Below are 19147 nucleotides of genomic sequence, written 5' to 3'. Positions count from 1 at the left end.
GGGGGGTGTGGCGCGGGTGGGGTCGGTGCGGCGCATGGCGGCGTCCCTCCCTCAGGGGTGCGCGGGCACGGTGGTCAGCAGCGGCTTGGGAGAGGTCGTGCCGCCGGGGGCGCCGACCGCCGTGAGGGTGAGGACGAGGATGAGCGCCGCGGCCAGTCCGACCGCGGCTGCTGTCAGGGCGCGCATGGCCGGCCTCCCCGGTGAGCTGATGCAGCGTCAGGCGGGGGCACCGTAGCAACGGGCGGCCGAGATGAGAACACGTGGTACCGCCGTCCTGCCGTGGACGGTGGGCAGGACGGCGGCGATGGAGGCGCGGTCGTCGGCCCGGTGGCGAACCGGCCGGGGCGGGCCACCTGTTGGGGCGGTGCGCTCCGGCCGTGGCGCTCCGGTCCGGGGTGGGCGCGCGGTCAGGAACCGGCCGGGGCGGCGACCTTCAGCTTGACGATGAGCACGGCGCCGTCGGCGGTGGTCAGCCGCAGCCGGAACGTCCCCGCGTGGGAGTCCGTGTAGATCTTCGGGACCTTCAGCAGGCCGTGGGCGTCGGTGGTGAGACCGGTGAGGGTGCGGACCGGCTCGCCCTGTTCGTCGTCGGTGGCCTCGGGGTCCTTGAAGTAGGGGCCCCTGTCGTTCTCCACCGGGTGGTCCGGGTCGTCGGTGACCATGGTGGCGGTGACCGGCACCCCCACCGCGAGCTTGCCCCGGTAGGTCGCCTTGATCTCGACCGCGTCCTCCGCGAAGGGCTGGCCGGCGGTCGCCGTCAGCTCCTTGTCCGAGGTACGGGCGAGCTTGTCGGCCTTCGGGGCCGGCCTGGCCTTGACGGTGGCGCCGAAGACGGCGGCGGGCGCGCCGCGGCCCACGGCCGTGGCGCGGACGGTGAAGGCGCCGGGCTTCTCGCCCGCTCGCAGGGCGGGGGCGGTGGCCAGGCCGGCCTTGTCCGTGGTGACGGTGACGGCGGTCCGGTTGCCGGGGAAGCGGGCGCCGGCGGAGGCGGGGAGGGTGAAGCGGACGGGGGCTCCGGCGACCGGCTTGCCCGCGGCGTCCTCGGCGCGCACCTTCGGCGAGGCGGTGAACTCGCCGCCGGCGGTGGCGGTCAGGTCCTCGTCGCCGACGCGGGCGAGGGCGGTGAGCCGGGGCTCGGCGGGCGGTTTGGGCGTGGGCTTGGGGGTGGGCTCGTGGGTGGGGGTGCCGCCGCCGGGTGCGGGGCCGGTGCGGTCCGGCTTGCCGGGATGGTGCTGTCCCTTACCGGGCGTGCCCGGCTTGCCGGTGCCGGATCCGCCGGGCCGTCGGCTGTGGTCGGGCGCGTCGGCGGAGCCGCGGCCCTCGGACGCGGTGCCGCCGGTCCGGCCGTCGCCGGCCTGGTGGGCCTCGCGCCGGTGCACCGGCAGGACGCCCTTGCCGTCGGGGATCTCGTGGGTGCCGTGGCGGTAGAAGGCGTACCAGGACAGCACGGTGCGCAGGTAGTCCTCGGAGTCGTTGTAGCCGAGGATCGCGTGGTCCAGATCGTCCTGGTCCGACAGGTCACGGCCGCCGGCGCAGAGGTAGTGGCCCGCGGCGAGCGCCGCGTCGAAGACGTTGTTGGGGTCCTTCTTGCCGTCGCCGTTGCCGTCGGCGCCCCAGCCGGTGCGGTCGGGGCCGCCCTGCGACCAGGTGGAGGGGATGAACTGCATCGGGCCCACGGCACGGTCGTGGGTGAGGTCGCCGTCGTAGCGGCCGCCGTCGGTGTCGGCGATCCGCGCGAAGCCGTGGCCGTTGAGCTGGGGGCCGAGGATGGGCTGGAGGGTGGTTCCCTCGGCGTCGACCGCTCCGCCGCGCGCCTGGCCGGATTCGACCTTGCCGATCCCGGCGAGCAGCTGCCAGGGCAGCCGGCAACCGGGGTCGGATCCGTCGATGGCCGACTCGGCCTTCTTGTACGCGGCCAGGACGGTTGCGGGGAGACCGGCCTCGGTGGGGCCGGCGGGGCTGCCGGAGTGGTGACCGGTGCCGTGCGAACCGCGGGGCGGTACGGGGCTGTTGAGGGGCGGCAGGTCGGTGTAGTACGTCGTGCCGCCGTCGATGGGGGTGTCGGCGGGGGGCGGGGGCGGCTGCCTTCTGGACGCCGCCGCCTCGGTGGCGCCCGGCGCCTGAGAAGCCGTCAGCGCGGCGAGCACCAGGGCCGCCACGGCCGTCGAGGCCGCTCCCCTTTGGAGCCGCCGTCGGAATGTGGCTGCCATGCGTGGTCCCCTCCGCGTTGCCCTACCGCGCTCCTGACGCGATATCGCGCTCCCCGGCGCTCCAACTCCGGCGAGACTACGACAACTCGGGCCTGGCATCTACCACTCTCATCGGACACATAGTGATCAGAATCGGTCAGGGAGGGGTGCCGGAGGGATCACTCGCGAGCCGTGCTGCCAGGTTGTGTTGACGCACCGTCAGGAATCACCTGGCAGGGAGGTGAGGTGCGGCGTCGGTGGCCGCGGGATGGTGCCGGAGGTGTGACGGCGAGGGCGAGGGGCGAAGGAGCTGAGGCCTGGCCGGAGGTGGTGTGGCCGACGGAGCCGGGTCCCGGTCGGGGCGGCGGTCGGCGGAGCGGGCCCCGGCCGAGCGAGCCGGGCCCCGGCCGAGCGGCGCCGCCGCTCGGCCCCGCCGGGCAGCGCGGTCGAACGCCCCTGCCGAGCGCCCCGGCCGACACCCGCCGGGGAGGGCGCGGGAGGCCCCCCGCCCCCTCCCCGGTTCGCTGCCTGCTCAGTGGGCCGCCGACTCCCAGTCCTTGCCGGAGCCGACGGAGACGTCGAGCGGGGCGCGCAGGGAGACCGCGCCGGCCATCTCCCGGCGGAGCAGTTCCTCGACCTTCTTGCGCTCGCCCGGCGCGACCTCGACCACGATTTCGTCGTGCACCTGGAGCAGCATCCGCGACTCCAGCTTCGCGGCCCGCAGTGCCGCGTCGACCCGCAGCATGGCGATCTTGACGATATCGGCGGCGGTGCCCTGGATCGGGGCGTTCAGCGCCATCCGCTCGGCCATCTCGCGGCGCTGGCGGTTGTCGCTGTTGAGGTCGGGGAGGTAGCGGCGGCGGCCGAGCATCGTCTCGGTGTAGCCGGTGGCGCGGGCCTCGTCCACGACGCGCCGCAGGTAGTCGCGTACGCCGCCGAAGCGCTCGAAGTAGTTGTCCATCAGCTTGCGGGCCTCATCGGGCTGGATGCCCAGCTGCTGGGAGAGCCCGAAGGCGGACAGGCCGTACGCCAGGCCGTAGGACATCGCCTTGATCTTGCGGCGCATCTCCGCGTCGACCTCGTGGGTGGCGACCGAGAAGACATGGGAGGCGACCGTGGTGTGCAGGTCCTCTCCGGAGGTGAACGCCTCGATCAGGCCCTCGTCCTCGGAGAGATGGGCCATCACCCGCAGCTCGATCTGGCTGTAGTCGGCGGTCAGCAGCGACTCGAAGCCCTCGCCGACGACGAAGCCGCGGCGGATGGCGCGGCCCTCGTCCGTACGCACCGGGATGTTCTGCAGGTTGGGGTCCGTGGAGGACAGCCGGCCGGTGGCGGCCACGGTCTGGTTGAAGGTGGTGTGGATCCGGCCGTCGGCGCCGATGGTCTTGATCAGGCCCTCGACGGTGGTGCGCAGCTTGGCCTGCTCACGGTGCCTGAGCATGATCACCGGGAGGTCGTTCTCGGTCTGGGCCGCCAGCCAGGCCAGGGCGTCGGCGTCGGTGGTGTAGCCCGTCTTGGTCTTCTTGGTCTTGGGCAGGCCCAGCTCGCCGAAGAGGACCTCCTGCAGCTGCTTGGGCGAGCCCAGGTTGAACTCGTGGCCGGCAGCGGCATGCGCCTCCTTGACGGCCTGCTGCACCGCGCCCGCGAACTGCTGCTCCATGCGCTCCAGCCAGCCCCGGTCCGCGGCGATGCCGGCCCGCTCCATGCGGGCCAGCAGCACGCTGGTCGGCAGTTCCACGTCGCGCAGCAGCTCGGCCGCGCCGACCTCCGCCAGCTTCGCCTCGAACGCCGTGCCCAGGTCGAGGACCGTGCGGGCCTGTCCCATCAGGGCGTCCGCCTCGGCCTGCTCGTCCGCGCCGAAGGCCAGCTGGCCGTCGCCGGCCGCGGCGGGGGCGAGGTCGCGGCCCAGGTACTCGATGGACAGGGCGTCCAGGGCGAAGGAGCGGCGGCCCGGCTTGACCAGGTAGGCGGCCAGCGCGGTGTCCATGGTGACGCCGTCGATGCGCCAGCCGTGCTCGCCGAAGACCCGCATCAGACCCTTGGCGTTGTGCATCACCTTGGGGCGGGCGGCGTCCGCGCTCCAGGCGGCGAAGGCCTGCTCGTCGGCCGCGTCGAGCTGGGCGGGGTCGAACCAGGCGGCCGGCCCGCCGGGGGCGGCGAGCGCGACCTCGGCGACGCTGCCGCTGCCGAGGGTCCAGACGTCGACCGTGGCCACGCCGAGCGGCCCCGTGCCGTGTTCGGCCAGCCACGGAGCGAGGTCACCGGCACCGATGAGCGTGCCGTCCACCGCGACGCCGGGTGCCGGGGCGGCCTCCTCGGCGGCCTCGGCGGCGCCCGGGTCGACGGCGTGCAGCCGGTCGCGCAGGCCCTGGTTGCGGATCTCCAGCGCGTTGAAGAAGACCGAGAGCGCCTCGCGGTCGTACGCCTCGCGGGTCAGCTCCGCCGGGCCGCACGGCAGCTCGACATCGCGCACCATCTCCGTGAGCCGGCGGTTGAGCTTCACCGCGTCCAGGTGCTCACGGAGGTTGGCGCCCGCCTTGCCCTTGACCTCTTCGGCCCGCTCGGCCAACTCCGCGAACGAGCCGAACTGGTTGATCCACTTCGTGGCGGTCTTCTCCCCGACGCCCGGGATGCCGGGGAGGTTGTCGGACGGGTCGCCGCGCAGCGCCGCGAAATCGGGGTACTGGGCGGGGGTCAGGCCGTACTTCTCGAAGACCTTCTCCGGCGTGAAGCGGGTCAGCTCCGAGACGCCCTTGGTCGGGTATAGCACCGTGACGTCGTCGGAGACCAGCTGGAAGGAGTCGCGGTCGCCCGTGACGATCGAGACCTCGAAGCCCTGGGCCGTGGCCTGCTCCGTGAGCGTGGCGATGACGTCGTCGGCCTCGAAGCCCTCGATCGCGAAGCGCTTGACCCGCATCGCGTCGAGCATCTCGCCGATCAGCTCGACCTGCCCCTTGAACTCGTCGGGCGTCTTGGAGCGGTTCGCCTTGTAGTCCGCGAACTCCTCGGACCGCCAGGTCTTGCGCGAGACGTCGAAGGCCACCGCGAAATGCGTGGGCGCCTCGTCGCGCAGGGTGTTCGCGAGCATCGACGCGAAGCCGTAGATCGCATTGGTCGGTTGTCCGGTGACGGTCGTGAAATTCTCCACGGGCAGGGCGAAGAACGCCCGGTATGCCATGGAATGCCCGTCCATCAGGAGCAGGCGGGGACGGCCGCCCGCCGCCGCCGGGGTGCCGGTCGCTTCGCTCTTCTTCGCTGCCTTTGCTGCCACGCCCCCGATCCTGCCACGCCCCACTGACAATCCCCGCCGCGACGGCTCCGGCCCCTTGCCGCAACCGGTTCCCGGCTCCGACCGCGCCGCTCCCGCCGCGCACCGTCCCCGACCTCCCCGTACGCCGCGGCCCCCGGCGCCACCCCCTGCACCACGCCACGGGTCCGTGACAGGATTCCTCACGCACGGCAACGGTCCGCCGCACCCGGTGGACCGCACAGCAGCCCGGCAACTCAGCAGCTCACGGCTCAAGGGAGAGCGCCATGGCAGGCAAACCGCCCGCATCGGACCCGGTCCAGGACGCACCCGAGGTCAGCGCGCCCCAGCACTCGGCCGTCGGCCTGCCGGCCCTCACCCACGCCCTGCGCATCTCCCAGCAGCAGATGGGCGTGCGCCGTACCGCCCTGACCCTGCTGCGCGTCAACCAGCAGGACGGCTTCGACTGCCCCGGCTGTGCCTGGCCCGAGCCCGACAAGCCGCACACCGCCGAATTCTGCGAGAACGGCGCCAAGGCCGTCGCCGAGGAAGCCACCCTGCGCCGCGTCACCCCGGACTTCTTCGCCGCCCACTCCGTCGCCGACCTCGCCGACCGCAGCGGCTACTGGCTCGGCCAGCAGGGCCGCCTGACCCACCCCATGTATCTGGCCGAGGGCGCCGACCACTACGTCCCGGTCTCCTGGGAGCGGGCCTTCGACCTCGTCGGCGAGGAGCTCACCGCCCTCGACTCCCCCGACGAGGCCGTCTTCTACACCTCCGGCCGCACCAGCAACGAGGCCGCCTTCCTCTACCAGCTCTTCGCCCGCGAATTCGGCACCAACAACCTCCCCGACTGCTCCAACATGTGCCATGAGTCGTCGGGCTCCGCGCTCACCGAGACCCTCGGCATCGGCAAGGGCAGCGTCCTGCTGGAGGACCTCTACCAGGCCGACCTGATCATCGTCGCCGGGCAGAACCCGGGCACCAACCACCCGCGGATGCTCACCGCCCTGGAGAAGGCCAAGGCCGGCGGCGCGAAGATCATCTCGATCAACCCGCTGCCCGAGGCCGGCCTGGAGCGCTTCAAGAACCCGCAGACCCCGCGCGGCCTGGCCGGCGGCGGCACGGCGCTCACCGACCTCTTCCTCCAGGTACGCCTCGGCGGCGACCAGGCGCTCTTCCGGGCTCTCAACCGCCTGATCCTGAACACCGACGGCGCCCTCGACGAGGACTTCATCCGTGCGCACACCCACGGCTTCGAGGAGTTCGCGCAGGCCGCACGCGCCGACGACGACTGGGACGAGACGCTCGCCGCCACCGGCCTGACCCGCGAGGAGATCGGCCGGGCGCTGGCGATGGTCCTCGCCTCCCGGCGCACCATCGTGTGCTGGGCGATGGGCCTGACCCAGCACAAGCACTCCGTCCCCACCATCCGGGAAGTCGTCAACTTCCTGCTGCTGCGCGGCAACATCGGCCGCCCCGGGGCCGGCGTGTGCCCCGTGCGCGGACACAGCAACGTCCAGGGCGACCGCACCATGGGCATCTTCGAACGGCCCGCGCCCGCCTTCCTCGACGCCCTGGAGAAGGAGTTCGGCTTCGCGCCGCCCCGTGAGCACGGCCTCGACGTCGTCCGCGCCATCCGCGCGCTGCGCGACGGGCAGGCCAAGGTCTTCTTCGCGATGGGCGGCAACTTCGTCTCCGCCACCCCCGACACCGACGTCACCGAGGCGGCCATGCGCCGCGCCCGCCTGACCGTCCATGTCTCCACGAAGCTCAACCGCTCGCACGTGATCACCGGCGCCCGCGCCCTGATCCTGCCGACCCTGGGCCGTACGGAACGCGATGTGCGGCGCGGCCCGGACGGGAAGAGCACCGAGCAGTTCGTGACCGTCGAGGACTCCATGGGCATGGTGCACGCCTCCCGCGGCCGTCTGGAGCCCGCCAGTTCCCATCTGCTGTCCGAGACCGCGATCGTCGCCCGGCTGGCCCGCCGCGTCCTGGGCGAGCGCAGCCGCACCCCCTGGGAGGAGTTCGCGCAGGACTACGCGGCGATCCGCGACCGGATCGCCCAAGTCGTCCCGGGTTTCGAGGACTTCAACACCAAGGTCGCCCGCCCCGGAGGCTTCGCCCTTCCGCACGCCCCCCGGGACAGCCGCAGCTTCCCCACCGCCACCGGCAAGGCCAACTTCACCGCCGCGCCCGTGGAGTACCCCGCCGTGCCCGAAGGGCGGCTGCTGTTGCAGACGCTGCGCTCCCACGACCAGTACAACACCACCATCTACGGCCTCAGCGACCGCTACCGCGGCATCAAGAACGGCCGGCGGGTGGTGCTCGTCCACCCCGACGACGCCCGCGAACGGGGCCTGGCCGACGGCGCGTACGCCGACCTGGTCAGCGAGTGGACCGACGGCAGCGAGCGGCGCGCGGCCGGCTTCCGCGTCGTCCACTACCCGACGGCCCGCGGGTGTGCGGCCGCCTACTACCCCGAGACCAACGTCCTCATCCCGCTGGACCACACCGCCGACACCAGCAACACCCCGGCCGCCAAGTCCGTGGTGATCCGCCTGGAGAGCGCCCGCGAGGACTGACCGCACCGGGCTCGGGCCGGCGGGAACAAACGACCCCGCGCTGAGCGCTTGCTCAGGGGCCTGATAGGAACAGGCACGGATCGACGACGATCAGGGCGAGCGAACGGAGCCGTAGGCATGGGTGAGCACAGCACGACCAAGTTTCCGCAGGAGATCCTCGACCAGTGGGCCGGCCTCGGCCTCGACCTGCCGGCGCTCTTCTCCGCCGGGCACCTCGGCGAGCGGATGAGTGTGCAGGTCACCGAGGCCGCCCCGGAGCGCGTCGTCGGCACCATGCCCGTCGAGGGCAACACCCAGCCCTACGGCCTGCTGCACGGCGGGGCCTCCGCCGTCCTGGCCGAAACCCTCGGTTCCGTCGGCTCCATGCTGCACGGCGGCCCCACCAAGATCGCCGTCGGCGTCGACCTGAACTGCACGCACCACCGCGGCGCGCGCTCCGGGCTGGTCACCGGCGTCGCCACCCCCGTACACCGCGGCCGCTCGACCGCCACCTACGAGATCGTCATCACCGACGAGCAGGACAAGCGGGTCTGCACCGCCCGTCTGACCTGCCTGTTGCGCGAGGCCGACAGCGACGCCTACCGCAGCTGACGCACCCCGGCCGGCGCATCCGTCGCCCGCCGCCGCGGCCCCGCTTCCGACCCCCGGGAGCGGGGCCGCTCCTCTTTTCGTCACGCTGAGTAATGGGCGGGCGAGGTCGCGCCGCCGCCAAGTCCCGTGCCCGTCAAGGACCCCGGCGCCCGGGGGCCCGACGCGTCCGGATACCGGACGCCAGACCGTCACCAAGCGCCCCATCCCCCCGTGGAGGTGCGCGTTCATCCCCCACACCGCGTTCGCCCTGCGGTGTAAGGACCATAACCGCATAACGCTCATCGAAGGTCATAACAAGAGCGTCACATCCTGGTCAGCGCCTCTGCCGGTGTGGCGAACACCGCTCTAGAGTCACCGCCAGTCACCGCGCCGCCGGGCGCGCTGCGAGCACGGAACCCTGCCTCATCCCGTACAGCCCGGCGCGCGAACCGGCCATGCGACAGCTGTGGCCGCCAGGGAAAGGACTGATCGTGCGTCACCGTTCCTTGCTCATCCTCACCACCGCGGTCACCGCCGGTGCCCTCACCCTCTCCGCGTGCGGTTCGCGCGGCGACAACAAGAGCGGCGACGGCTCCAAGACAACCGTCGTCATCGGCCTCGACGCCCCCACCACCGGAGAGCTCTCCGCGCTGGGCCTGGGCATCCGCAATTCCGCCCAGCTCGCCATCAACAACGCCAACAAGGCGGGCGAGGTCAAGGGCGTCACCTTCAAGCTCGAAGCCCTCGACGACAAGGCCCTGCCCAACGTCGGCCAGCAGAACACCACCAAACTCGCCGGCGACAAGGACGTCCTCGGCATCGTCGGCCCGCTCAATTCCGGCGTTGCCCAGTCCATGCAGCAGGTCTCCAAGCAGAACAACCTCACCCTGATATCCCCGGCGAACACCACGCCGGACCTCACGCAGGGCCCGGACTGGCGGAAGAACAAGCGGGTGCGGCCCTTCCCCACGTACTTCCGCACCGCCACCACCGACGAGGTGCAGGGCGCCTTCGACGGCCAGTACGCCTGGGAGAAGGTGAAGGCCAAGAAGGTCTACATCATCGACGACCAGAAGACCTACGGCGTCGGCCTGGCCTCCTCCTTCAAGGACCAGTTCACCAAGCTCGGCGGCAAGGTCGCCGGCACGGAGCACGTCAGCCCCGACGACCGTGACTTCAAGGCCGTCGTCTCCAAGGTCAAGTCCGCCAAGCCCGACCTGGTCTTCTACGGCGGCGAGTACCCCGCCTCCGGCCCCCTCAGCCAGCAGCTCAAGGACGGCGGCGTCACCGTCCCGCTCATGGGCGGCGACGGCATGTACAGCGCCGACTACATCAAGCTGAACAAGAAGGCCCAGGGCGACTACGCCTCCTCCGTCGGCAAGCCCGTCGAAGAGCTCCCCTCCGCCAAGAAGTTCATCGCCGACTACAAGGCAGCCGGCTTCAAGGAGGCCTACGAAGCCTACGGCGGCTCCACCTACGACTCCACCTGGGCCATCATCCAGGCCGTCAAGAGCGTCGTCGACGCCAACGGCGGCAAGCTCCCCGACGACGCCCGCAAGAAGGTCGTCGACGCCATGAACAAGGTCACCTTCGACGGTGTCACCGGCCGCGTCGCCTTCGACAAGTACGGCGACACCACCAACACCATGATCACGGCCTACCAGGTCGACAAGGGAGCCTGGGCCTCCCGCTTCAGCGCCGAATTCAAGAAGTTCGACAAGAGCTGACCGACCGCAGCACCACCCACACCCCGGGCCGCGCCAGGACGCACCACGCCCCTGGCGCGGCCCGCGGCACACCGGGGCAGCCCGGAACCCCGTAACTCCCATGCAACGGAGGCCCTGCGGTGAGTGAACTGCCGCAACAGCTGGCCAACGGACTCATCCTCGGCGCGATGTACGGTCTCATCGCGATCGGCTACACGATGGTCTACGGAATCGTCCAGCTCATCAACTTCGCCCACGGCGAGATCTTCATGGTCGGTGGCTTCGGAGCGCTCAGCGTCTTCCTCGCGCTCCCCGCCGGCACCTCGCTCGCCCTCGCCCTGCCGATCATGCTCCTCGGCGGCATCACCGTATCCGTCCTCGTCGGCATCGCAGCGGAACGATTCGCCTACCGCCCGCTGCGCGGCGCCCCCCGACTCGCCCCCCTCATCACCGCCATCGGCCTGTCCATCGCCCTCCAGCAGGCCATCTGGAAGTGGTACCCCGACGGCAAACAGGCCCGCGTCTTCCCCCAGTTCAAGGGCCACTCCTTCGACATCCTGGGCGCCACCGTCCAGCGCGGCGACATCTTCGTCCTCATCGCCGCCCCCGTCTGCATGATCGCCCTCGGCTTCTTCGTCGCCAAAACCCGCAGCGGCCGCGCCATGCAGGCCACCGCGCAGGACCCCGACACCGCCAAGCTCATGGGCATCAACACCGACCGCATCATCGTCCTCGCCTTCGCCATCGGCGCCGCCTTCGCCGGCGTCGCCGCCGTCGCCTACGGACTGCGCACCGGCGAGGTCCAATTCCGCATGGGCTTCATCATGGGCCTCAAGGCCTTCACCGCCGCCGTGCTCGGCGGCATCGGCAACATCTACGGCGCCATGCTCGGCGGCGTCGTCCTCGGCATCGCCGAAGCCCTCGCCACCGCCTACATCGAAGAGATACCGGGCATGGAGCAATTCGGCGGCGGAGCCTGGAAGGACGTCTGGGCGTTCGTCCTCCTCATCCTCGTACTCCTGCTGAGACCACAGGGCCTCCTGGGCGAACGTGTCGCGGATCGGGCGTGATAGCGATGACCACTGACACCACCACAACCCCCGCGCGCGGCCTGCTCCCCCTCCCCGAACGTTCCGCCCGGCTCACCACCGCCGCGGGCGCCCTCGTCACCGCCCTCTCCACCGGCCTCGCCTGGACCTGGAGCAGCGACTTCCCCGGCGACCTCACCTACAACTTCTCCCCCGCCGGCCTCCAGCTCGTCACCCTCGTCGGCGGCCTCCTCACCCTCCTCCTCGCCGCCGCGGCCCTCGGCGTCCGCGGACTGCAATGGCTCACCCCCGCAGGACGCAACGCCCCCACCCTCCTCGCCGCCCTGGCCACCTTCGCCGCGACGTGGTTCACCCTGATCTCCATCGCCGTCCAGCTCGGCGGCCTGATCAACCTCGAACCCGGCGGCCTCCTCGCCGCCGTCGCCTCCCTGATCACCCTCCTCGGCGCGCTCGCCCTCCCCCCGGACACCCCCGGCGACACCGCACCGGCCGGCGGATGGCAGCGCTTCACCGCGGTCCTCGCCGCCTCCCCCGTACGGCGCCGCACCCGCGAACTCCCCTCCTGGGCCGAGATCCTGATCATCGCCGCCGCCTTCGCCGCCGGCCTGCTCGCCTTCACCTACGGCATCGACACCGACGACGGCGCCCCCTTCGTCGGCTACCTGCTCTTCATGGTGCTCGCCGTCCCCGCCCTCAACCGGGCCGGACTCATCGCGCGCCTGACGGCACTGACCCGCAACCACCGCGGCGTGGCCCTCTGCGCGGCCTTCCTCTCCGCCGCCAGCTTCCCCTTCACCCAGGACACCGACCAGTACACGATCATCGGGGCCAACATCCTGATCTTCGCCACCGTCGCCCTGGGCCTCAACGTCGTCGTCGGCCTCGCCGGCCTCCTCGACCTGGGATACGTCGCCTTCCTGGGCGTCGGCGCCTACGCCGCCGCCCTCGTCTCCGGCTCCGCCGAATCCGCCCTCGGCCTCCACTTCCCCTTCTGGGCCGCCCTCCTCACCGGAGCCGCCGCCTCCCTCGTCTTCGGCGTCCTCATCGGCGCCCCCACCCTCCGCCTGCGCGGCGACTACCTCGCCATCGTCACGCTCGGCTTCGGTGAGATCTTCCGCATCGCCATGCTCAACCTCAACGGCACCACCGGCCCCGACGTCACCAACGGCGCCATGGGCATCCCCAACATCCCCAACCTCGAAATCTTCGGCTTCAACTTCGGCGAACCCCACGAGATCCTCGGCATCCCCGTCGCCACCTACGGCAACTACTACCTGCTGATGATCCTCGTGACCGCCTTCGTCGTCCTCGTCTTCCGCCGCGCCGCCGCCTCCCGCATCGGCCGCGCCTGGATCGCCATCCGCGAGGACGAGACCGCCGCCATCGCCATGGGCATCAACAGCTTCCGCCTCCGCCTGCTCGCCTTCGCCCTCGGCGCGGCACTGGCCGGACTCGCCGGAACCGTCCACGCCCACGTCGTCACCACCGCCACCCCCGAACAGTTCCAGTTCGCCGGCCCGCAGCCCCCCAACTCCGCCTTCCTCCTCGCCGCCGTCATCCTCGGCGGCATGGGCACCCTCAGCGGACCCCTCGTCGGCGCCGCCCTCCTCTTCCTCATCCCGGCCAAACTCGACTTCATCCAGGACTACCAACTCCTCCTCTTCGGCATCGCGCTCGTCCTCCTCATGCGCTTCCGGCCCGAAGGCCTCATCCCCGACCGCCGCAAGCAGCTGGAATTCCACGAAACCGGCCAGCTCGACGTGCCCGACCAGCGCCTCCCCGACGCAGACGCCACCCTCGGCGCCACCCAGGCAAAGGCGTGACGACCATGACCACAGCACCCAGCCTCGCACCCGCCACCGACACCGTCCTCAAGGCCGACGGCGTCACCATGCGCTTCGGCGGACTCACCGCCGTACGCGGCGTCGACCTCACCGTCGGCAGCGGCGAAATCGTCGGCCTCATAGGCCCCAACGGCGCCGGCAAAACCACCTTCTTCAACTGCCTCACCGGCCTCTACGTGCCCACCGAAGGCACCGTCAGCTACCGGGGCACCCGACTCTCCCGCAAACCCCACCTCGTCACCCAGGCCGGCGTCGCCCGCACCTTCCAGAACATCCGCCTCTTCGCCAACATGACCGTCCTCGAAAACGTCCTCGTCGGACGCCACACCCGCACCAAGGAAGGCCTCTGGTCGGCCCTGCTGCGCGGCCCCGGCTTCAAGAAGGCGGAACGCACCAGCGAAGAACGCGCCATGGAACTCCTGGAGTTCACCGGCCTCGCGCACAAACGCGACCACCTCGCCCGCAACCTCCCCTACGGCGAACAACGCAAGCTCGAAATCGCCCGCGCCCTCGCCAGCGAACCAGGACTCCTCCTGCTGGACGAACCCACCGCCGGCATGAACCCGTACGAAACCCGCGCCACCCAGGACCTCGTCCTCGCCATCCGCGCCCAGGGCACCGCCGTCCTCGTCATCGAGCACGACATGCGCTTCATCTTCAACCTCTGCGACCGCGTCGCCGTCCTCGTCCAGGGACAGAAACTCGTCGAAGGCACCGCGGAGGTCGTCCAGGCCGACGACCGCGTCATCGCCGCCTACCTGGGCGCACCCGTCGACGACCACACCACCCCGGACGACGCGGCCGACCCGGCACCCACCACGGACGCCCCGGACCCGGGCGGCGCACCCTCCGCGGACACCGCCCCCGACGCCACGCCCCCGGCAGACCGGCCGGCCCAGGGACCCACCGGAGACACCCCATGACCGCACTGCTCGAAGTCGAGGACCTCCGCGTCGCCTACGGCAAGATCGAAGCCGTCAAAGGCATCTCGTTCTCCGTCGAAGCAGGAGAGGCCGTCACCCTCATCGGCACCAACGGCGCCGGCAAAACCACCACCCTGCGCACCCTCTCCGGCCTCCTCAAGCCCCTCGCCGGAAAGATCACCTTCGACGGCGAACCCCTCAACGGCGTCCCCGCCCACAAGATCGTCGAACGCGGCCTCGCCCACTCCCCCGAAGGCCGCCGCCTCTTCCCCCGCCTCACCATCGCCGAAAACCTCCAGCTCGGCGCCTTCCTCCGCAAGGACACCGCCGGCATCGACGCCGACATCAAACGCGTCTACGACCTCTTCCCCATCCTCGGCGAACGCAGCAAACAAGCCTCCGGCACCCTCTCCGGCGGCGAACAGCAAATGCTCGCCATGGGCCGCGCCCTGATGTCGCGCCCCAAACTCCTCATGCTCGACGAACCCTCCATGGGCCTCTCCCCGATCATGATGCAGAAGATCATGGAAACCATCCGCGAACTCCGTTCACAGGGCACCACCATCCTGCTCGTCGAACAGAACGCCCAGGCCGCGCTCTCCCTCGCCGACCAGGGACACGTCATGGAAATCGGCCGCATCGTCCTCTCCGGCAGCGGCGCCTCCCTCCTCCACGACGAATCCGTCCGCAAGGCCTACCTCGGCGAGGACTGACCGCACAGCACCGAGCACCTCGCCCCGTCGAACCTCGGTTCGGCGGGGCGACGTGCTGAACGGGGCAGTGGCGCGACACCCTCGCGCCGGCCGCACACACCTGACGGTCCACACTGCCGGGAGGGAGGCGCCGGCCCCGGCTCCTACTGCGGTGCGGGCTCCTGGTACTTGAAGTAGGTGACCGGAGTGCTGGTCTGGGCGGACTGGACGTAGACCCGGGCGGGGATGGCCTTCAGATGTTCCTTCTCCGGAGTGCCGGGGGCCTTGTCGGTCCCCTGATAGTCGACGAAGAGATAGCCGATGTAGTAGGCGCCATCGCGCCGGCCCTGCAGGCTCCCCTTCTTGTCGGGCTTGAACTCGACCTCGGTCTTGTCCTCCTGCGAGGTCATCTGCCGGTTGAGGGACGTGGACGAGTAGCTGTACGTGAAGCTGACCTCAAGCGCGCCCTCTCCCCCCTTTCCCCCATCGGCGGGAGTGCTGGTGAGCTTCGGCGTGAACTTGCCACCCACCGACCAGCCCGAGGTCGAACTGTTCTCCTCGGTGACCTGCCCCCCGACCGTATACGTCTTCTTCCCCCCGCCCGCCATGCCGCTCCCGCCATCGACCTTGGGGTACTTGGAGCCGGACGTCGGGTCGAGCTTTCCGACGAAGACGCACGGATTCGCCTTGGCGGTATTCTGCGGCGCGCCCTCGTAGTGGTAACTGCCATTGCAGTACGACTTGGCGGAGTTCGTTTCGCTCATCGCCTGCGCGATGTTGTTGTCGCTGGTGCTCTGGCTGGTCTCAGGATCGGTGATGGAGGAATCCGCTATCTGCATGGCAGCCTCCGCAACATACTTGGGGGGCTTCATGCCGTCCGGCCTGGGGACCTTGTTGCCATCCTTGTCGATGACCATGCCCTCCGCGTAGTCCTTCGCCGCCTGCTTGGCATCCTGGAGCGCCGTCGCAACGTCGTACTGGGCCTGCACGTCCACCAGGGCAACGGACTTGATATTGCCCTTCGCGTCCTGGTCGATACCCGTCGGATAACCCATCACGCTCTCCGCGGGCCGCACGGGCGCCCACTGCTCCATGGCCTTGAGGATGTCGTCCTCCGACTCGTAGACCTTCGAGTCGTCGATCTGCTTCGGGCTGTCGGCGGCCACCGCCGGTGACGCCGTACCCATCAGGGGCACCGCGCCCAGAATGGCCGCGACCAGCACCGTCGCACTCCTGACCGCTCGCCTGGATGCCCGGCGCGAGGAAACAACTGAATGCACCATCGTCGTATCTCCCTTACGTCCTGAAGAGATGGAGCCGCACGGCCCGGCCTTGCTGCGGCAGCTACGAAGACGCCCGACATGACGCCGGGGCGCCTCGGAACACCGGCAACGGAACCAGCCAGGAAAGACCCCAAGAGGGCGATAGCGCTCGTCTTGCCCGCAGAATTCAGGCGGGTGGCATCGGTGGCAGGGTGCGGAATTTCTACTGCTGGAAGAGGTCCACGTCCGGGGATTTCCTCCTCTCGACACAAGTGGAGAGGGAAGCCGCTCCGACGTGGTTCCACGGACGTATCGGTAACTTCCGCAGAATTCCGCAAGCCTCCGCGCAAGGACACATCGGGCTGCTGCCCGGACCTCAGCGTGCCGACCCGCCGCGCGGTACATCAACACGCCTTCGCCACCGCCTACGCTCTCCACCAGGCTCCCGGGCCGACGTCATTGGCCACGGAACTCAGCACCTCGCCGGATGCGAACGGGATGCCGAAGGGACGGAACGGAACCATGGATCTGCAAGCCTTCGCGGCACGCCTGCCGAAATGCGAGTTGCACGCCCACCTGGCCGGCTCCGTACCCGACCCGGTGGTGCGCGGCTGGCTCGGAACGGACAACCCGTCGTACGCGTTTCGCGATGTCACCGAGTTCCTGTCCCAATACGGCCGCGTCGAACAGCTGCTGGACACCCCCGACAGGGTCCACGAGGCGCTGGCGGCCATGGTGGACGCCTGGGCAGCCGATCACGTCGTACACGCCGAGGTCCGCGTCGGCCAGGTACCCCTCGCGCGGATCGGGGCACGCCGACTGGCGGACGCACTCGACCAGGCCGCGGCCGACGCCATCGTCCAGGGAGTGTCCCTGGCGTGGATCTACGAGTTCGACGGGGCCGCAGGGCTGGAGACCGCCGGCCACGTCGTCGATGCGGCCCTCGACGACCCGCCGCAGGCACTACGGGCGGTGGGACTGAGCGGGGACGAATCCGGACCGGAGCGCTACGCACCGCAGTTCCGCCAAGCGGCGTCAGCCGGGCTGGCCCTGGTGCCGCACGCAGGCACCTTCCCCGGAACGACGCACCAGATCGACGTCGCACTGCACCACGGGGCCGTCCGCATCGGACACGCCACCAGCGCCGCGCGGGAACCCGATACGCTGCGGCGCCTCGCGGACCACCAGGTGACGGTCGAGGTGTCCCCCACCTCCGAGGTCCTGATCGGCGCGGTGCCCGGACCCCGACAGCATCCACTGGAGACGTTCCTCGCGGCCGGCGTCCCGGTGGCGCTCTGCGCCGACGACCCGGCGCTGTTCCGCACCACCTTGACGAGCGAATACCTCATGGCCGCTGAGCACTGCGGCCAGTCCGCCGAAGCCCTGCGTACGCTGGCCCGACAGGCCGCCCGAGCCGCGCTGCTCGACGAACCCCGCCGCACGCGCATCCTCGACCAGATCGACAGGTTCGGCGCCGGCGAGAACAGTGAGCGGGCCGAGTAGCCGCGTAAGGCCGCCGGCATCGCGACCGGCCGGCCGGTCAACCGGTACGGGGCCGCTCGCCCCCTCCGCGCAGCTAGTCGTCCTTCTTCTGCTGCTTCTTCTCCTCGGCGTCCTCGATGACCGCCTCGGCCACCTGCTGCATCGACAGCCGGCGATCCATCGACGTCTTCTGGATCCACCGGAACGCCGCCGGCTCCGTCAGCCCGTACTGCGTCTGCAGAATGCTCTTGGCCCGGTCCACCAGCTTCCGGGTCTCCAGCCGCTGGGTGAGGTCCTCGACCTCCTTCTCCAGCGTCTTCAACTCGGTGAACCGGCTCACCGCCATCTCGATCGCCGGAACCACATCGGTCTTCGAGAACGGCTTCACCAGATACGCCATCGCCCCGGCGTCCCGCGCCCGCTCCACCAGCTCACGCTGGGAGAACGCGGTCAGCATCAGCACCGGCGCGATGCTCTCCTCGCAGATCACCTCGGCCGCCGAGATCCCGTCCAGGACCGGCATCTTCACGTCCAGGATCACCAGATCGGGGCGGTGCTCCCGGGCCAGCTCCACGGCGGTCTGACCGTCCCCGGCCTCGCCCACGACGGTGTAGCCCTCCTCCTCCAGCATCTCTTTGAGATCGAGACGGATGAGGGCCTCGTCCTCGGCGATCACGACGCGCGTGGTCAGCGGCGGGACGTGCGACTGATCGTCATCGGCGACGGGCTGCTCGGGCTCGGCGGCGCTCACGGGACTCCTCGTTCAGGCAGGTGGTGCCATTGCAGCCTACCTAGAGGCGGTCCTCGTGGTGCACACGGTATTGTGTCCGTGGCCCAACCGGCCGGGTTGGTGGAATGGCATACACGGATGTCTCAAACACATCTGCCCGAAAGGGCTTGCGGGTTCGAGTCCCGCACCCGGCACTTCTGAACAAGCGGATTTTCACGTTCGCCTGAATCGCACGCATTTTCTCCCCAGGCTCATGCTTCATCACGCACAGTGATGTCATGGACTCCCACGGCACAGACGTGCGTCACAAGGCAATCGCCCAGCTCCGCGCGGGGGCAAGGAACGCGGATGTGGCCCGCGCACTGGGCGTCCCCCTCGGCACCGTCGGCTACTGGCTGCACATGGACCGCGCCAAACGCGGAGCGTGTCCAGGCGCCCACAACGCGAAATGCCCACGGTGCGACGGGCGCGAGCTCGACGCTGCGGCGTACGCCTATCTCCTGGCCCTCTATCTGGGCGACGGCCACATCATCCAGTACTCGGCCCACCGCGCCCCCAGCCTCATGATCACGTGCGCGAACGACTGGCCGGGCCTCATGGACGCCTGCGAGGCAGCGATGCGTGAGGTGTTCCCGGACAACTCCGTGTGCCGGGTCCGCAGAACCGGCTGCCACAACGTGAAGACCTACTCGAAGCACTTATGGTGCTTGTTTCCGCAGCACGGCAAGGGCAAGAAGCACGAGCGGCCGATCGTGCTCGAACCATGGCAGCAGCGGATCGTGGACGAACTATCAGTTACGTGGAATCACGCGGTGGAGTGCTTCGCGCTCTCCGCAGCGTCACCACGAGCTGGAGGGCCTGTTGA

Annotated in this window: 13 protein-coding genes, 1 tRNA gene and 1 pseudogene; 10 read left to right on the top strand and 5 right to left on the bottom strand. The window is 70.3% G+C overall.

Going from position 1 to position 19147, the window contains the following annotated elements:
* Window positions 1-51: 51 nt before the first annotated feature.
* The 3 genes from EST92_RS23850 to polA form a co-directional block, all read right to left on the bottom strand.
* Complete coding sequence (locus tag EST92_RS23850; protein WP_129282864.1) at window positions 52-186, bottom strand: SPW_0924 family protein; 135 nt, start codon at window positions 184-186, stop codon at window positions 52-54.
* 221 nt (window positions 187-407) lie between these two features.
* Window positions 408-2210, bottom strand: coding sequence for a lytic transglycosylase (locus EST92_RS23845; protein ID WP_129282863.1), 1803 nt, complete (start codon window positions 2208-2210; stop codon window positions 408-410).
* Between the two features lie 511 nt (window positions 2211-2721).
* Window positions 2722-5460: a DNA polymerase I gene (gene polA / locus EST92_RS23840; RefSeq protein ID WP_129282862.1), complete on the bottom strand. Its 2739-nt coding sequence runs from the start codon at window positions 5458-5460 to the stop codon at window positions 2722-2724.
* A gap of 263 nt (window positions 5461-5723) precedes the next feature.
* Here polA and EST92_RS23835 point away from each other — a divergent pair, with 263 nt between their 5' ends.
* From EST92_RS23835 to EST92_RS23805, 7 genes are all read left to right on the top strand, one after another.
* Window positions 5724-8024, top strand: coding sequence for an FdhF/YdeP family oxidoreductase (locus EST92_RS23835; protein WP_129282861.1), 2301 nt, complete (start codon window positions 5724-5726; stop codon window positions 8022-8024).
* A gap of 117 nt (window positions 8025-8141) precedes the next feature.
* A complete protein-coding gene (locus tag EST92_RS23830; protein ID WP_129282860.1) occupies window positions 8142-8615 on the top strand; it encodes a PaaI family thioesterase in 474 nt (157 codons plus the stop codon).
* A 485-nt stretch (window positions 8616-9100) separates the two neighbouring features.
* A complete protein-coding gene (locus EST92_RS23825; RefSeq protein WP_129282865.1) occupies window positions 9101-10321 on the top strand; it encodes a branched-chain amino acid ABC transporter substrate-binding protein in 1221 nt (406 codons plus the stop codon).
* A gap of 119 nt (window positions 10322-10440) precedes the next feature.
* On the top strand, window positions 10441-11370 hold the full coding sequence (locus tag EST92_RS23820) for a branched-chain amino acid ABC transporter permease (protein ID WP_129282859.1): 930 nt from the start codon (window positions 10441-10443) through the stop codon (window positions 11368-11370).
* Between the two features lie 5 nt (window positions 11371-11375).
* A complete protein-coding gene (locus EST92_RS23815; protein WP_129282858.1) occupies window positions 11376-13172 on the top strand; it encodes a branched-chain amino acid ABC transporter permease in 1797 nt (598 codons plus the stop codon).
* A gap of 5 nt (window positions 13173-13177) precedes the next feature.
* Window positions 13178-14116, top strand: coding sequence for an ABC transporter ATP-binding protein (locus tag EST92_RS23810; RefSeq protein ID WP_129282857.1), 939 nt, complete (start codon window positions 13178-13180; stop codon window positions 14114-14116).
* Window positions 14113-14829 (top strand): ABC transporter ATP-binding protein, encoded by a 717-nt coding sequence (locus EST92_RS23805; protein ID WP_129250766.1) that lies wholly within the window; start codon window positions 14113-14115, stop codon window positions 14827-14829. The genes EST92_RS23810 and EST92_RS23805 overlap by 4 nt, the downstream gene beginning before the upstream one ends.
* Before the next feature lie 143 nt (window positions 14830-14972).
* On the opposite strand, the gene EST92_RS23800 is transcribed toward EST92_RS23805, so the two are convergent.
* The gene (locus tag EST92_RS23800; RefSeq protein ID WP_129282856.1) at window positions 14973-16031 is read right to left on the bottom strand and encodes a hypothetical protein; all 1059 of its coding nucleotides are present in this window, start codon (window positions 16029-16031) and stop codon (window positions 14973-14975) included.
* A 561-nt stretch (window positions 16032-16592) separates the two neighbouring features.
* On the opposite strand from EST92_RS23800, the gene EST92_RS23795 reads away from it, so the two are divergent.
* Window positions 16593-17573, top strand: coding sequence for a hypothetical protein (locus EST92_RS23795; RefSeq protein WP_161981762.1), 981 nt, complete (start codon window positions 16593-16595; stop codon window positions 17571-17573).
* A 73-nt stretch (window positions 17574-17646) separates the two neighbouring features.
* Here the strand turns inward: EST92_RS23795 and EST92_RS23790 are convergent, their stop codons facing one another.
* Window positions 17647-18303 (bottom strand): response regulator, encoded by a 657-nt coding sequence (locus EST92_RS23790; protein ID WP_129250763.1) that lies wholly within the window; start codon window positions 18301-18303, stop codon window positions 17647-17649.
* A 90-nt stretch (window positions 18304-18393) separates the two neighbouring features.
* On the opposite strand from EST92_RS23790, the gene EST92_RS23785 reads away from it, so the two are divergent.
* Together EST92_RS23785 and EST92_RS23780 are read left to right on the top strand one after the other, a co-directional pair.
* A tRNA-Leu gene (locus EST92_RS23785) sits at window positions 18394-18476 on the top strand.
* Window positions 18477-18560: 84 nt separating this feature from the next.
* Window positions 18561-19147 (top strand): annotated as a pseudogene (locus EST92_RS23780) (hypothetical protein); the annotation flags it as partial.

This window comes from Streptomyces sp. TM32, assembly GCF_004122755.1.
GTDB classification, from domain to species: Bacteria; Actinomycetota; Actinomycetes; order Streptomycetales; family Streptomycetaceae; genus Streptomyces; species Streptomyces sioyaensis.
Note: the sequence above shows the minus strand (reverse complement) of the source record. Positions and strands in the feature narration are given on the sequence as shown.